11 protein-coding genes are annotated in these 15,004 nt (G+C 71.9%); 3 read left to right on the forward strand and 8 right to left on the reverse strand.

The genetic code is table 11. The annotated features are described in order from the left end of the window. Window positions 1–60 precede the first annotated feature (60 nt). Window positions 61–2,274: a putative bifunctional diguanylate cyclase/phosphodiesterase gene (locus NYO99_RS09390; protein WP_268166918.1), complete on the forward strand. Its 2,214-nt coding sequence runs from the start codon at window positions 61–63 to the stop codon at window positions 2,272–2,274. Window positions 2,275–2,286: 12 nt separating this feature from the next. On the opposite strand, the gene NYO99_RS09395 is transcribed toward NYO99_RS09390, so the two are convergent. Further along, entirely contained in the window at window positions 2,287–2,994 is a 708-nt protein-coding gene (locus NYO99_RS09395; protein ID WP_268166919.1) for a response regulator transcription factor, read from the reverse strand. After that, window positions 2,991–4,598, reverse strand: a complete 1,608-nt coding sequence (locus tag NYO99_RS09400) for a sensor histidine kinase (protein ID WP_268166920.1) — start codon at window positions 4,596–4,598, stop codon at window positions 2,991–2,993. The genes NYO99_RS09395 and NYO99_RS09400 overlap by 4 nt, the downstream gene beginning before the upstream one ends. 178 nt (window positions 4,599–4,776) lie before the next feature. Here NYO99_RS09400 and NYO99_RS09405 point away from each other — a divergent pair, with 178 nt between their 5' ends. Next, entirely contained in the window at window positions 4,777–5,340 is a 564-nt protein-coding gene (locus NYO99_RS09405) for a hypothetical protein (RefSeq protein ID WP_268166921.1), read from the forward strand. 65 nt (window positions 5,341–5,405) lie between these two features. Next, a complete protein-coding gene (locus tag NYO99_RS09410) occupies window positions 5,406–6,623 on the forward strand; it encodes a 6-phosphofructokinase (protein ID WP_268166922.1) in 1,218 nt (405 codons plus the stop codon). Here the strand turns inward: NYO99_RS09410 and NYO99_RS09415 are convergent. The 6 genes from NYO99_RS09415 to NYO99_RS09440 all read right to left on the reverse strand — a co-directional run bounded on the left by NYO99_RS09415 (window position 6,610) and on the right by NYO99_RS09440 (window position 14,953). Continuing rightward, a complete protein-coding gene (locus NYO99_RS09415; RefSeq protein ID WP_268166923.1) occupies window positions 6,610–8,199 on the reverse strand; it encodes a J domain-containing protein in 1,590 nt (529 codons plus the stop codon). The two genes, NYO99_RS09410 and NYO99_RS09415, sit on opposite strands and share 14 nt — an antisense overlap. 1 nt (window position 8,200) lies before the next feature. Further along, a complete protein-coding gene (locus tag NYO99_RS09420) occupies window positions 8,201–9,847 on the reverse strand; it encodes a hypothetical protein (protein ID WP_268166924.1) in 1,647 nt (548 codons plus the stop codon). A gap of 5 nt (window positions 9,848–9,852) precedes the next feature. Continuing rightward, on the reverse strand, window positions 9,853–11,565 hold the full coding sequence (locus NYO99_RS09425; protein ID WP_268166925.1) for an Hsp70 family protein: 1,713 nt from the start codon (window positions 11,563–11,565) through the stop codon (window positions 9,853–9,855). Window positions 11,566–11,627: 62 nt separating this feature from the next. Further along, entirely contained in the window at window positions 11,628–12,086 is a 459-nt protein-coding gene (locus NYO99_RS09430; protein WP_268166926.1) for a YciI family protein, read from the reverse strand. 78 nt (window positions 12,087–12,164) lie between these two features. After that, window positions 12,165–13,307: a hypothetical protein gene (locus NYO99_RS09435; protein ID WP_268166927.1), complete on the reverse strand. Its 1,143-nt coding sequence runs from the start codon at window positions 13,305–13,307 to the stop codon at window positions 12,165–12,167. Window positions 13,308–13,471: 164 nt separating this feature from the next. Then, entirely contained in the window at window positions 13,472–14,953 is a 1,482-nt protein-coding gene (locus NYO99_RS09440; RefSeq protein ID WP_268166928.1) for a hypothetical protein, read from the reverse strand. Window positions 14,954–15,004 lie beyond the last annotated feature (51 nt).

Consider the following 15,004-nt stretch of genomic DNA (forward strand, 5'->3'; position numbering starts at 1 on the left):
TACGCTTGCGTGTCCTGACCGACGAGGCCGCTGCGGCCCGTGCCCGGAGCCTTCTCCCCCATGCAAGATACAGCGCCTGCCGACGACGACCTGCTCGAACTGCTTGATGAACCCGAGCATGCCGATTCGGAGCACCGCCCGCACGACCGTCCTTGGCGCATCCTGATCGTTGACGACGACGGCGACGTCCACAAGGCCACCGAGCTGGCCATGCAGGGCCTGACCGTCGAGGGTCAGCCCCTCGTCTTCCTGCACGCTTCGTCAGCCGCCCAGGCGCGGCAACTGCTGGGCACCGAAGGCGATCTGGCCGTGGTGCTGCTGGACGTCGTCATGGAGAGCGAGGACGCCGGCCTGCAATTGGTGCGCCACATCCGCGACGAGTTGCGCCTGAACGCCGTGCGCATCGTGCTGCGCACCGGCCAGCCCGGCTACGCGCCCGAGATCGAGACGGTGCAGGCCTACGACATCAACGACTACAAGACCAAGTCCGAGCTGACCCGCACGCGGCTCTACACGGTGCTGACCGCAGCCGTGCGCTCCTACCGCCAGATCTGCGCGCTGGAAGCCAACCGCCGCGGCCTGGAGATGATCGTTGAGAGCAGCACCTCGCTGTCGCGCATGCGCGGGCTCTCCCGTTTTGCCGAAGGCGTCGTCACGCAGCTGTGCGCGCTGCTGGGGATCCTGCCCGAGGGCCTGGTGTGTGCGCAGTTCAACGGTGATGTGCGCGAGGAGGTGCGCATCGTCGCTGCCGCCGGCCAGTACAGCGGCCTCATCGACCGGCCGCTGGCGCTGGTCAAGATCCCGGCTGTGCGCGACCGCCTGGAGCGCTGCCTGCGCGAGCAGAAGAGCTTCTACGACGACGGCACGGTGCTGTATTTCGGTCTGGGCCAGGGGCGGGCCATGGCCGCGTTGGTGGACGTGGGCCGCCAGCTCGACGAGCTGGACCAGCAGCTGCTGCGCGCCTTCTGCTCCAACATTGCGGTCGGCTTCGAGAACGTGCTGCTGTACAGCCAGCTGCTCGACCAGGCCTACAACGACCCGCTGCTGCGCCTGCCCAACCGCAACCGCTTCGTCGAGCTGCTGGACCAGAACCTCAAGGACCCCACCGGCGTCACGCTGGCGCTGATCGACATCGACGACTTCTCCGACATCAACGACGCCTTCGGCCAGCACTTCGGTGACCAGGTGCTGCAGGCCGTCGTGCAGCGCATGAGCGAGATGCTGGGCCTGAGCACGGCCATGGCCCGTGTTGGCGCCGACACCTTCGGCGTGCTGGGCGAGCACGCCAAGGTCTGCCCCGAGACGGTGTCTGCCGTGTTTGCCGAGCCCTTCATCGTGTCCGGCGAGCGGCTGCAGCTGTCGGCCACGACGGGCCTGGTGCGCCTGGGTGAGTCCACCGCCGTGGGCTCGGAGCTGCTGCTGGACGCCCAGATCGCCCTCAAGCGCGCCAAGCAGCACCAGCGGGGCTCGTCGCAATACTTCTCCGCCGCCATGGGCAGCGATGCGCGCGAGCGCTTCAAGCTGCTCAAGGGCCTGCGCACCGGCTTCGAGGAAAGCCAGCTCTTCGTCGTCTACCAGCCGCAGATGGATCTCGGCACGGGCCGCGCCATCGGTGCCGAGGCGCTGCTGCGCTGGCGCACGGTGGACGGCCGCTTCATTCCGCCCGACCAGTTCATCCCGCTGGCCGAGCAGAGCGGCCTCATCATCCCCATCGGCGAGTTCGTCATGCGCACGGCCTGCGCCCAGCTGCGGCGCATGCAGGGGCTGGGTCATGCCGACTTCCGCATGGCCGTCAATGTGTCCATGGCGCAGTTCCGCCATCCCGGCTTCATCGACATGCTGGCCCGGTCGCTGCAAGACGGCGGCGTCGCGGGGCACAGCATCGAGCTGGAGATCACCGAGTCCATGGCCATGGAGGATGCGGAGCTGGTGCGCCGCGTGCTGGCCGAGATCAAGCAGCTGGGCTTCAGCGTTGCCATCGACGACTTCGGCACCGGCTTCTCCAGCCTGAGCCAGCTGCGCCAGCTGCAGGTGGACCGCCTCAAGATCGACCGCGCCTTCGTGCAGGAGGCGCAGACGTCCACGGCGGGCTCCACCATCGCGCAGATGGTGGTCAACCTGGGACGTGGCCTGGGGCTGACCGTCATCGCCGAGGGCATCGAGACCGAGGCGCAGCGGGATTACCTCGTCGGCCTGGGCTGCCACGAAGGCCAGGGCTGGCTGTTCGCCAAGCCCATGCCGGCCGAGGACCTCGAAGCCTGGATGAAGCGCTGAGGCGGTCCCGCCTCAGGCGGCCGGCGCCTCCAGCCGGTAGCCCATGCCCCTGACGGTGTGGATGAGCGGTCGCGGGTGGCCCTCGTCGATCTTGGCGCGCAGGCGCCGGATGAACACGTCCACCACGTTGGTGAGCGGATCCTCGCTGGCCCCCCAGACCGTGGCCAGGATGCGCTCGCGGCTGAACAGCCGCCCCGGCGCGCTCATCAGCAGCTCCAGCAGGGCCAGCTCGCGGGCCGTGAGTGTGAGGGCGCGGCCCGCTCGGCTGGCGCGCATCTGCTGCCGGTCGAACACCAGGTCGTCCACCACCAACTGGGCCGCGCGTGCCGGGCGCAGGCCGCGGCCGCGGCGGGCCAGGGCTTCAATGCGGGCCAGCAACTCCTCGAACTCGAAGGGCTTGACGAGGTAGTCATCTGCCCCGGTGCGCAGGCCGGTGACACGGTCTTCCAGTGAGCTCAACGCTGTGAGCATCAGGATAGGCATGCCAACGCCAGCGGCGCGCAGCGTCTGGCAGACCTCCAGGCCGTTCATGCCCGGCAGCATCAGGTCCAGCAGCAGCAGCGCGTCCTCGCCCTGGGCATCGCTGCCGGCAGCCTCCTGCGCGGCAGCCAGGGCCTCCGGCCCGGTGCCGGCCAGCTGCACGTGGTAGCCCTCGGCGCGCAGCCCGCGCTCCAGAAAGGCCGCGATGCGGGCATCGTCCTCGGCCACGATGAGCTTCATGCGGCGGCCCTCGTGCCGATGGCGCACAGCGGCAGGGTCAGCGTCGCCACGGTGCCGCCTGTCGGACGCGGCGCGAGGCGCACGTCACCGTCGTGCCCGCGGGCCAGCGCTTGCGCAATAGCCAGGCCCAGGCCGCTGCCGTCAGCCCGGTGGCGGCGGGCCCGTTCGCTGCGCCAGCGGTGCTCGAAGACGCGGCCCAGATCCTCGGGCGCCAGGCCAATGCCTTCGTCTTCGATGCACACCTCGGCGCAGCCGGGTGCGTCTCCCACCACCTGCACCCTCACGTGTACCGTGCCGCGCGGGTGGGAGTACCGCACCGCGTTGTCCAGCAAGGCCATCAGCAACTGGCGCAGCCGCTGCGCATCGCCCTTCACCGGCAGCGCATGCAGGGGCAGGTCGACATCGGGCAGGTCGACGCCCTGCGCAGCGGCCAGGGCTTGCGCCTGCTCCACCGCCTGCCGGATGGGCTGGCCCAGGTCCAGCGGCACCCGGCGGATGTCGACCGCCTCGATGTCGCTGCGCGCCACGGTCAGCAGGTCGTCGATGACCCGGCCGAGCTGCCCCGCCGTGTCGGCGATGCGACGCAGGGCGCCCTGGTACTCGTCCACCGGCTTGTCGCGCCCGCGCAGCGTGACCTCGGCCTCGCCGCGGATCACGGTGGTGGGCGTGCGCAGCTCATGGCTGATGTCGGCAAACAGCCGCCGGCGCCGTTCCTCGGCGATCTGCAGGGCCTCCAAGGCCTCGCTGAGTGCTCGCGTGCGTTCGGCCACCTGCTGCTCCAGCGCCATGCGCCGCTGGGCATCGCGCTCGCGGTGGGCGGAGAGCTCGGCGGCCATGGCGTTCACGCTGCCCGCGAGCAACGCGAACTCGTCGCGCCCCTGCAGCGGGATGCGGTGCTCCAGCTCGCCCCGTTGCAGCGCTACCGCCGCCGCCCGCAGCGCGCTCAGCGGGCGGCGCAGCGCGCGGGCGAAGTACACGGCCAGCGCCAGCGCCAGGGCGCCGATGGTGACGGCCGTCGTGATCCACAGCGTGCGCATGCGCGTCATGGCGCGGTCGGTGTCGTCGCGCTTCTCGCGCACCGACTCGGCCTCGCGGGCCGTGCTCTCGGCCAGCAGGCGGCGCAGGTCTCGCCCCTGGGCCATGTCGAAGTGTTCGCTCGCCGCCGCCCAGAGCGCGGCCGGACTGCCGCTGCCCGGCACAGGGTGTTCGCTCAGTTGCGGCACCAGGGTGTCGAGCTTCTGGCGCAGCACCACCAGCGCATCGCGCCGTTGCAGCTGGCGTTCCCGGGCGCGGGGGCGGTCGTCCAGGACCTCGGCGCGCTCGGCCAGCCGGTCCAGCCGGTCCAGCGTGGCGCGCATGGTGGCGGCAAGCTGCTGCAGCTCGGGCAGGTGCGCGCCCGCGTCGAACTCCCGCTGCGCGGCCCAGGCGCGCAGCCGCTGCTTGTCGGCCGACAGCTGCGAGAAGCCGAGCTGGATGTCGGCCGCCACGCGCCCGCGCAGCACCTGATGCTCGGCCACGCGCACCGACCACAGCGCCAGCGCGCACTGCGCGACCGCAGCGGCTGCCAGGAAGATGAGGGCCCAGGTCAGGCGGCGTCCGAACATGGCCGGATTCTCGGGCGCCGTCGGGCGCGCGTGCATGAACGCCAGATGAACAGCCCATGCGTGGCCGTTCATGCGCGCGTCAGCCTGGCCTCATCGGCCGACCACGGCGAGTTCATGGCCCGCGGGCTCAATGGCGCCACGGCGCAAGCGGCGCCGAGCATTCACCAGGAACCCCCTCATGAAGAAGACACTGTCCCTGTTCGCCCTGCCTGCGGTGCTTGCCGCTGCCGTGCTGCCTGCCCAGGCCGAGGTGCCGCTGGCCAACCGGGCCATCACGCAGGCCGAGGTGCTGGCCGCCCAGACCGGCTGGTGCAAGGCGCTGCTGGACATCGGTGCTGCAAACGCCAGCGGTGGCCAGGCGGCGGCCAAGGCGCTGGCCGAGAAGGTCATCGACACTGCCTACGGTTACCAGATGGGCCCGGTGCTGTTCAAGCCGACGCTGACCGTCGCGCCGCAGACCTTCCGCACGACCAAGGCCGGCGCGCTGGCCTACTTCGTCGGCGGCGACCCGGCCTTCCCGAAGGACGACGGCTTCGCGCTGAAGGGCTGGACGCGCTGCGAGGTCAGCAACAGCGCCATCTTCATCGCGGGCGACTCGGCCAGCACGCAGGGCAACGTCAGCTTCACCGGCAAGGACGGCAAGGTCACGACGGTGGACAAGACCTGGAGCTATGTGAAGGACGACGCCGGCCGCCTGCGCATCGTGGTGCACCACTCCTCGCTGCCCTACACGCCTCGCTGAGGCCGGCGCTCGCCGCTGTGAGGTCGCCGGCTTAGACTGCGGCGACCTCACCGCAAGGAGCGTTCATGAGCCTCGCCAAGATCCTCGTCGCCCAGGGTGGCGGCCCCACCGCCGTCATCAACCAGAGCCTGGTCGGCGTGGTGCTCGAAGCGCGACGGCAGGCCGGCGTGGGCAAGGTCTATGGCGCTCGCCACGGCGTGCGCGGCATCGTCAACGAGGACTTCGTCGACCTGACGCAGGAGACCAGCCACAACCTGGAGCTGGTGGCCGGCACGCCCGCGTCGGCGCTGGGCTCCACGCGCGACAAGCCTGATGCTGCCTACTGCCACGAGATCTTCACGGTGCTCAAGGCGCACGAGATCACGCACTTCTTCTACATCGGCGGCAACGACTCGTCCGACACCGTGCGCATCGTGTCCGAGGAGGCGCAGGCCGCGGGCTATGCGCTGCGCTGCATTCACATTCCCAAGACCATCGACAACGACCTGGTCGGCAACGACCACACACCCGGCTACGCGTCCGCCGCGCGCTTCGTGGCCCAGGCTTTTGCCGGCGCCAACCTCGACAACGCGGCGCTGCCGGGCGTCTACGTCGGCGTCGTCATGGGCCGCCACGCCGGCTTCCTGACCGCCGCCGCGGCCCTGGGCAAGAAGTTCGACGACGACGGCCCGCACCTCATCTACCTGCCCGAGCGCGCCTTTGACACCGAGCAGTTCCTGCACGACGTGAAGGCCACGCATGAGCGCTACGGCCGCTGCGTCATCGCGGTCAGCGAGGGCATCCACGACGCGAGCGGCGCGCCCATGCTGTCCAAACTCGCTGGCGAACTGGAGCGCGACGCGCACGGCAACGTGCAGCTCAGCGGCACGGGCGCGCTGGCCGACCTGCTGTGCGAGGAGATCAAGGCCAAGCTGGGCATCAAGCGCGTGCGTGGCGACACCTTCGGCTACCTGCAGCGCAGCTTCCTCGGCTGCGTGAGCGACGTGGACGCCCGCGAAGCCCGCGAGGTGGGCGAGAAGGCCGTGCAGTACGCCTTCCACGGCGACCGCGACGGCTCCGTGGCCATCAAGCGCACCGGCACCTATGCGGTGGATTACGAGCTGCTGCCGCTGACCGCCGTGGCCGGCAAGACGCGCACGATGGAAGACCACTTCATCAACGCCGCCGGCACGGACGTGACCGACGCCTTCCGCCTCTACCTGCGCCCGCTGCTGGGTTCGGGCATGCCGGACGCCTTCCGGCTGCGGCCCAACCCGGTGCCCAAGGTGCTCAAGCGCGGCTGAGGCGCGCCAGCGCCCACACCTCCACGCGGCCCTGTGCCCAGGTGAGCGCCAGCCCGCTGCCACACCACACGGCGAACAGCATCAGCGGCGACACCCAGGCCCCGGGCAACATGGCGTAGCCCAGTGCCGCCGCTGCGGGCAGCAGCGAGTACATGGGGCCCCAGCGCAGGCTCATGCGCAGGGCATGGGTCACCGGGTACAGCAGCGCGGCCACCGGCATGGGCAGGCGCAGCCGGCCGTCGGCGTGGGCTGCCCCCAGCAGCACCACCAACGCCGCCCCGCACAGCACCGTCACGGCCAGCCCCGCCGTGGCCGGGCCGCTGAGCAGGGCCGCTCCCGCCAGGGCGATCAGGCCGACGCAGGTGATGCCCTGCTCCGGGTCCCGCGGCCAGGCGCCCGCGAGCCCGGCCAAGCCCAGCAGCCCGCAGGCCACGTCAATGAGCCCGCCCGCCGCAGGTGCGCCGCCAGGCTGTAGCAGCTGAGCGCCGGCCGTGTTGACGTAGGCCAGCAAGGCAGCGGCCGCCAGCAGCCCCAGCCCCAGGGCTGGCTGGCGGCGGGACAGGGCCCAGGCCTGGAGCAGGCGGCCGGCGCGGCCCGGTGGTTGGGCGAGCACGGCGCCCGCCGTGTAGACCGCCCCCAGCGCGAAGCCGCTGCAGACCAGCCAGGTCAGCGTGCGGCCCAGCAGCGGCACGCCGGGTGCGCCCAAGGCCAGGCCGCTGGCGATGAAAGCGGCCGCCGCCAGCGCCACGCGCAGCAGGCCCGCCCGGCCGGCGAGCGTGTGCAGCCGGGCGTGCTCCTCCAGAGACAGGCCCAGCCGCCGCAGCACTGCCGGGCCGATCTGCGTCAGGTCGCGCAGCAGGCGCGGGTGCAGCAGCACCATCAGCACGAGGGCGCTGGTGTCGCGGCCGGCGCGCAACCGGTCGCACAGCTGGCGCAGCGCTTGCGCGCGGGCCATCAGGCCGGCGTCGTTGAGCATGCGCGGCCAGCGGGCCTCCAACGCTTCTTCCAAGCCCTCGGCTAGGGCGTCGCCCAGCAGTGGGCGGCTGCGGTAGTCGTCCCGCCAGCCGAACTCGGCGGCGAGCCGGGCAACGAATGCGTCCGGCAGCTGGGGCAGCCGGATCACCCAGCGGGCAAACGCCGCGGCGAGCCCGGCGCGGGCTGGCAGCGGCTGGGTCAGCAGCGCCGGTTGCGCCGCGGCCCAGGCCAGGTCCAGGCCGTCGTCGCCGTTGCGCCGCCAGGCCAGCTCCAGCGAGTCGATCAGCACCTGTGCGTCGATGGGCGCCGGCGGTGCAATGCGCTCGGCGGCTGCGGCGCTGGAGGGCGCAAGCTCTGGCGCGGGCTCAGGCCCGGTGCCGCAGCGCTGCGGGGCAGCCGGGGGCGCCTGCCGGTGTGCCCCCCGTTGCGCCGACTGCCGCGCCCACTGCTGCGCCCGCTCATAGGCCCCGCGCAGCGCCTGGTAGGCCTCGGCATCGTCGTCCGGCCGCGTGGTCTTGAGCTGGCGTGCATAGGCCGTCTTGATGGCCGCCAGGTCTGTCGTCGGGTCAAGGCCCAGGCGGGCCCAGTCCTGCTCGCCCATGTCAGGTGGCGCGCCTCAGCTGGCCCAGCGCCCAGTCGTCGGCCTTGCCCTGCAGCCAGGCCGTGCCCAGGATGGCGAACACCCAGGTCAGGAACAGCGTGCCGGTGCGCACCGGGCCGTCGGCCAGCGCCACGTAGGCGCTGCAGACGGCCAGCGGCGTCAGCGCCACCATGAAGGTCCAGCGCTGCGACAGCGCCAGGCTGTTGAGCATGGGCCGCAGCGGCCATTGCGCCAGGCCGGTCGCGCGCACGCGCTCCTCGTGCACCGCGGCGCCCAGCAGCATCCACGCCAGGGCCAGCGGCACGGCCGTGCCTGGTGCCACCCAGGGCGCCAGCGCCAGCGTGAACAGTGCGCCCACCAGCGGCGCCAGGCCCGCCACCACCCAGCCATGCAGCGGCGCCAGCGGCCAGGCCATTGCGAGGCCGGCGATGCCGAAGGCCCAGGCCGCCGGCTCGTACAGCCAGTCCGGCAGCAGCGACAGCGGCGGCGTTGCCGGCTGCGTGGCGGGCGTATCTGCCATCCACGCCAGCCAGGCCGCGAACACCAGCCAGGCCAGGCCCAGGGCCGGCTGCATGGGGTGTTGGCGCCAGCGTTCCAGCGGCAGCGCCAGCCGGCGCTGGCCATGGGTCAATGCCGGGCCCACGCGAACGAGCATCGCGACGAACAGCGCTGCCAGCACCACGCCGCCCGTGCCCAGCAGCCAGCCCAGCAGGTGGGCCGTGGCGATGATGGGGTCGCCGTGCAGGGCCAGCGCTGCGGCCAGGCACAGCGCGCTGGCCGAGCCCACGCGCAGCCACTGGCCGCGCTTGACCAGCCGGGTCAGGCCTTGCTGGGCGTGCAGGTCCAGCCCCAGGCGGCGCAGCCAGTCCGCGCCCAGCAGGAGTTGGGCGCGCGCCAGCGTGGGCTGCAGCAGCAACAGCAGCAGGTGCAGGCGCCACCAGCCGCCGGCCTGCTGCAGCGCGTGGAAGCGCTGCAGCGGCTCGCCCAATTCGCACACGGCCTCGGGCACCGGCGCCGGGTAGAGGCGCTCGCCGAAGTGGGCTTGCAGCGCCTGCGTCAGGGCGCTGCCCAGCTGGCGCTCGGTGCGGAAGTCGTTCAGCCAGCCGAAATGCGCGTCCAGCGCCTTCAGGAACTCGTCGGGCAGCGTGGGCAACTGCAACGCCCACTGCGCGAAGGCGGCCGAGAACTCGGCCTGGCGGCTCAGCGGCTGCAGGTCCAGCTCGTGGCGCACGGCCGGCCAGGCCTGCAGCAGCGCGGCCGTGCCCTCGCGGCGCCAGCGCAGTTCCAGCGTGTCGATGAGCTGGCGTGGCTGCACGGGCGTGGGCTCGTCACGCGCAACCTCCGCTGCCACGACGTCCGCGGCCGGCAGCGCCTCGGCGGGCGGTGCCGGCGGCTCAGCGGGCGTGGTTGCAGGCGTGGGCTCAGGGACGGGGTCTAGCTCGGCAGTCAGCGCCTCGGCCGGTGGGGCCTGCTCGCGCTGCCACTTGGCCCATTGCTGCGCACGCTCGTATGCGCCGCGCAGCGCCTGGTAGGCCTCGGCGTCGTCGTCGGGCCGCGTGGTCTTGAGCTTGAGCGCATAGGCCTTCTTGATGGCGCCGAGTTCCGTCGTGGGTTCAATGCCCAGCAGGGCCCAATCCTGTTCCCACATGGCGGTCAGAAGCGGAAGGAGGTGTCGATGCTGTCCAGCGCGTCCTTGAACTGCTGGCGGGCCTGGCGGATGGCGCGGCCGTCCTGCGTCTGCAGCACGGCCTCGAACTGCGCCAGCCAGTCCTGCAGCATGACGCGGTCATTGCCCAGGCGGTCCTCGAACAGGCGCTTGGCGCGCTCGATGAGGTAGCGGTTGTCCTGCTCGTCGCGCGGGTGGCGCTTGAGCGCTTGCAGCCGCTCGCGCGTGGCCGCAATCTCGGCCGCACTCAGCCGCGCGCCCTGGCTCTCGATGACCAGCTCATGCCGCTGGCCGCCGGGGAAGTCGATGGCCTCCACCTCCAGCAGCCCGTTGGCGTCGTAGGTGAAGCGCACGTCCACGCCGGCTTCGCCGGCCGGCGCCGGGGCGATGGGGATCTCCAGCCGGCCCAGCGACAGGTTCTCCGAGCCCACCGGCGACTCGCCCTGGCGCACGTCCACGAGGATGAGCTTCTGCTGGTCGCCCAGCGTGCGGTACTGCGCCATGCGCGACACCGGCACCGGCGTGTTGCGCTCGATGATGGGCGAGAAGCGGTCGCTGACCATGCGGTCACCGATGGAGGTGGCCGCGATGATGCCCAGCGAGTAGGGCATCACGTCGGTCAGCACCACGTCGTCCAGCGCGGCGTCGCGCGCCTTCAGGCCGGCCTGCACGGCCGCGCCCATCGCGATGGCGAGGTCGGGGTCCAGCGTGCGCAGCGGCAGGCGCTGGAACAGCCGCGTGACGAGCTGGCGCACCATGGGCATGCGCGTGGCGCCGCCGACGAGCACCACCTCGGCCAGGCCGCCGGTGTCCAGCTGCGCATCGGCCAGCGCGCGTTCGATGGGGCGGCGCAGGCGCTGCAGCAGCTCGGTGGACGCGGCCTCGAAGTCGGCGCGGGTGATGAAGGTGCTCAGCGGGCGGTCACGCCAGGTGGTGCGCAGCTCGGTGCCGTCGCGCTCGCCGAGGTCGCGCTTGGCCTGCTCGGCCAGGCGCCACCAGGTCTCGCTGGCCAGCCAGGCCTCGCGTTCGTCGGCGCTCAGGCCCTCCACCTGCTTGGCGAACAGCTGCGCGATGGCGCGGCTGAAGTCCTCGCCGCCCAGGCGCGTGTCGCCAGCGCTGGCGCGCACCTCGACGACGCCGTCGAAGTACTCCAGCACCGACACGTCGAAGGTGCCGCCACCCAGGTCGAAGATGAGGAAGCTGCTGTGCTCCGGCCGCTGCTGCAGCCCGTAGGCCAGGCCGGCGGCGGTGGGCTCGTTGAGCAGCCGCTCGACCTTGAGCCCGGCGATCTCGCCCGCCGTGCGCGTGGCGCGGCGTTGGGCCTCGTTGAAGTAGGCGGGCACGGTGATGACGGCCTCGGTGACGGGCTCGCCCAGGAAGGCTTCGGCATCGGCCTTGAGCGTCTGCAGCACCAGCGCTGACAGCTCTTCGGCGCGCAGTGTCTTGACATGGGCGCCGCTGCGCAGCGTGATCTGCTTGTCGCTGCCCATCCAGCGCTTGAAGGCCAGCGCGGTGGACTCGGCGTGCAGGCCGGCGCGCTCGCGCGCAGCCAGGCCCACCAGCGTGTGGCCCTGGTCGTCCAGCGCCACGGCCGACGGCGTCAGGAAGTCGCCGTGCGCATTGGGGATGAGGACGGCCGCGCCGTCGCGAAACACCGCCGCCGCACTGTGCGTGGTGCCCAGGTCGATGCCCAGGATCATGGTTCAAAGCCTCCCGTTGGAACGGGGCGAAGCGTAGCCGCAGTTGCGCCGCGCGCGCCGGCTCAGGGCTTGGGCTTGATCAGCTTCGGATGCCATTCATTGACGGCCAGCAGCGCTGCCGAACCGAAGTGGCGGTGGATGTCGGCCACCATCTCGCCGTGGATGATGACGGGGTCGGTCTCCACGGCCTTGCGTGCGACCTCCAGGTCCTTGGTCGCGAAGATGAACAGCCCGCGCAGGCCGTTCTGGCCATCCAGCGGGCCGGCGTAGACCAGCAGGCCTTCCTTGGCCAGGCGCTCCATGTTGGCGAAGTGGCCCTTGAACATCGCGTCCCGCTCGGGGCCGGCGGGCATGGTCTTGGGCCCGCTCTTCAGCAGCACGAAGACATAGGGGCGCAGGCCCTGATCGTTGGCGCCCCAGGCCTGGGCCTTGGTGGCGTCGTAGGCGTGGGGGGCGTCCTGCGCCTGCGCGGTCAGCGCGCAGAGCAGGGCGAACAGGCAGGCGGGCAGGCGGTGCGTCATGGACGGTGGTCTCCAACGGGCGAGCCGCCATTGCAGCGCAGGCCGGTCGCCGCGGCCAGCGATGAAACCCGCGCAAGATCAGTGCCCGGGCAGCGCGCGGAACTCCACCGTCGTGTCGGTGAACTGCACGCGCTCGATGCTGCGCACGATGATCACCGCGCCGTCCGGGCTGCCGCTGAGCGCGTGCGCGTCGGGGCGGCCCGTGTTGGGCGGCAGGTGGCGGTAGGGGCCGTAGGCATTGAGCCTTGTCAGGCGCGCGGCGGCGCTGGGAAAGCCCACCACCAGGGTGTCGCGTGCCAGGCCGCCGTCCACGCGGGACAGCGTCTTGGCCGCCGTCTTGAGCTCGATGGTGTCGTCGCCGCCGCCCGCAAAGATGCTGTTCGGCGCCAGCGGTTTGCCGACGATGCGGTCATCGCCATCGCCACCGTGGAAGGCGGCATGCGCACGCGGCGCGTCGGCGCCCTGACCCTGGGTGGAAAGGTCGACCGTGCGACCCACCTCGCCGCCCAGGCTGGCGGCCGTGCGCTCCACCAGCAGGTCCACGTTCGGCGAGTCGGCGCCGCCAACGGCCTCCACCTTGATGAACACGGCGCCGTCCTGCAGCGCCAGCAGTGCAAAGGCCAGCGGGTCGTCCAGCGGGCGCTCGCGGTCCAGCTCGCCCAGGCCGGCGTAGAGCTGGTAGCCGGCGGCGTCATGCACGGTCAGGTTGCCCGCCCAGGCGTTGTTGCTGGAGAAGCGATAGAAGTGTCCGCGGCTGAGCTCGACCCGGTACAGACCCGAGCCCAGCACCAGCGCCTGGTGCGTCCAGCCGTGGGCGTTGGCCCCGGCGTCGCGGTACGCGCTGGCCGCCAGCGGCTGCGCCTGCGCGGCCTGGGCTTCGGCCAGCCGCCACTGCTCGTCGTAGCCGTTGGGCTGTGCGATGTAGGGCGAATGCACGGCCAACGCCGGCTTAGGCGGCTTCGGGGTGGGCGTCGGTGTGGGTGTTGGTGTTGGTGTTGGTGTTGGTGTTGGTGTTGGTGTGGGTGTGGGTGTGGGTGTGGGTGTGGGTGTGGGTGTGGGTGTGGGTGTGGGTGTGGGTGTGGGTGTGGTGCCCGAGGGCGGCGGTGCGTCGTTGCTGCCGCCGCCACCGCCGCAGGCCGTCAGCATCAGCAGCAGCGCTGCGGTGGCGAGGGCGGTGGCACCATGGGTGCGGCGTGGGCGGCTCACGTGGTGGACAGGCATGGGGGCGAAGAGCTCCGGGATGGTGAGTGGGGGCGGGGCGCGTGCGCGTCGCCCCGGTGTGAGTGGCCAACGGCTGGCGCGCCGTGGCGATGACGGTCGTTACGGTCGCTTACGGCATGGGCGGCAAACAGGGCAAGACCTGGCCCCGCGGCGGCGCCGCCCATTCAAGGCCAGCGCCAGTCCAGCGGCAACCAGCCCTGGCGGAACTGCTCCTGCTGGCGGTGCCACGCCGGGTCCTGCAGCTTGCAGCGGCCGCCGTCCTCGGCTGCCCAGGTGCAGCCAGGGGGCGTCAGCGCCGACTTCATGCGCTGCATCAGCGCCGCGTCCAGCGGCAGCTCGGGTGCCATGTCGGGCGCGAGCTGGCGCTTGAGGTGGATCAGCCGGTTCACCGCCTGCGGGGCCGACCATGACGTCGTCGCGTGCGACAGCGGGCGCAGGTCCAGGCCGTAGACGGCGTCGGTGGTCAGCGGCGGGGCCGTGTTGACGACGGGCGGGAAGCCGCCGTCCTGCATGCCCGTGCTGAGGAACACGTCCACCCAGCGTCTGTCGTCGGCATTGGGCTCCAGCACGGCCGGGCGTTGGGCACCCGTGATGCCATCGGCCGGCAGCTGTGTCGCGCCCGGGTGGAAGAAGCTCACCAGCACGCGGTGGGACATCGGCATCGTCTCCAGCGGATGGCTGGCGGCGGTCAGCGCCACGCCGGCTGCCTGCACGCCCAGCGCGTCCGGCGCGTCGAACAGCGTGGCATACAGCGGCCGGAACGCCAGCATCAGGCCCTGCGCATCCGCCGCCGTCAGCGCACCGTTGCAGGCCAGCGGCGCCCAGCTGTCGGGCAGGTTGCTGCTGTCCAGGCCGCCCGACAGGTTGACGTAGTCCACCCCGTGGGCCTGCATCACCGTTCGCAGGCTTTGCGCCATGCGTTGCACCCCCTGCTCGAGCGCTGCCCAGTCCTTGGCACACACGGCTGCACGATGGGCGCGCAGCAGTGCGTCAAAGGGCATGGGGTCCAGCACCACGAAGCCGGCTTGCGGGCTGGCCTCCACCAGCTGCGCCAGCACCATGTTGCCGTGGGCAACACGGTCGAGCATCGCGAAGTCCCGCGGTCCGCGCAGCAAGGGCTGCAGCTCACTGAGCCATGCCGCCGGCACGTGGGCCGGCCGCTGCTGACCGGCGGCGTCGCGGTAGTGGAAGCCGTCCAGCGCGCGCAGCAGCTCCGCGCCCCAGCGGGGCGTGGCAGGAATCACGGGGTCGTGGGGTTCCACCAGGCCGGTGCGGTCGCTGACGCGGTAGTAGCCCAGCATGCGGGCCCGGTAGCGCAGCGTGGCCGCATGGGCGACGCCGCTGTCGATGAGCAGGATGGTCTGGTCGGCCCGCAGCCGGGCCGGCAAGGCCTGACCCTGCGAAAAGCGGAGGTCGCGCAGCGTCTCGCAGTCGCCGGTCGTCGACTGGCTGCAGTCCAGCGTGGCAAGCCGGGCCTTCTGCTGGGCCACCCAGGTCTGCACCTGTGCGCGCAGCACGAGCTTGTCGATGCCCACCGGGTCACCCGGTGGCGGCGCTGGCTGAGGGGGCGGTGAGGCCTCCGTACTGCCGCCGCCGCCACAGCCCGCCAGCAGCAGGGCCAACACCCAGCTGGCGCACAGGGGCATCCCCGCCCAGCGCCTCGCCCGTTCACGCATGCCATCCTCTCCCTGGTTATC

This window comes from Roseateles hydrophilus (genome assembly GCF_026712245.1).
Classification (GTDB): Bacteria; Pseudomonadota; Gammaproteobacteria; order Burkholderiales; family Burkholderiaceae_C; genus Pelomonas; species Pelomonas hydrophilus.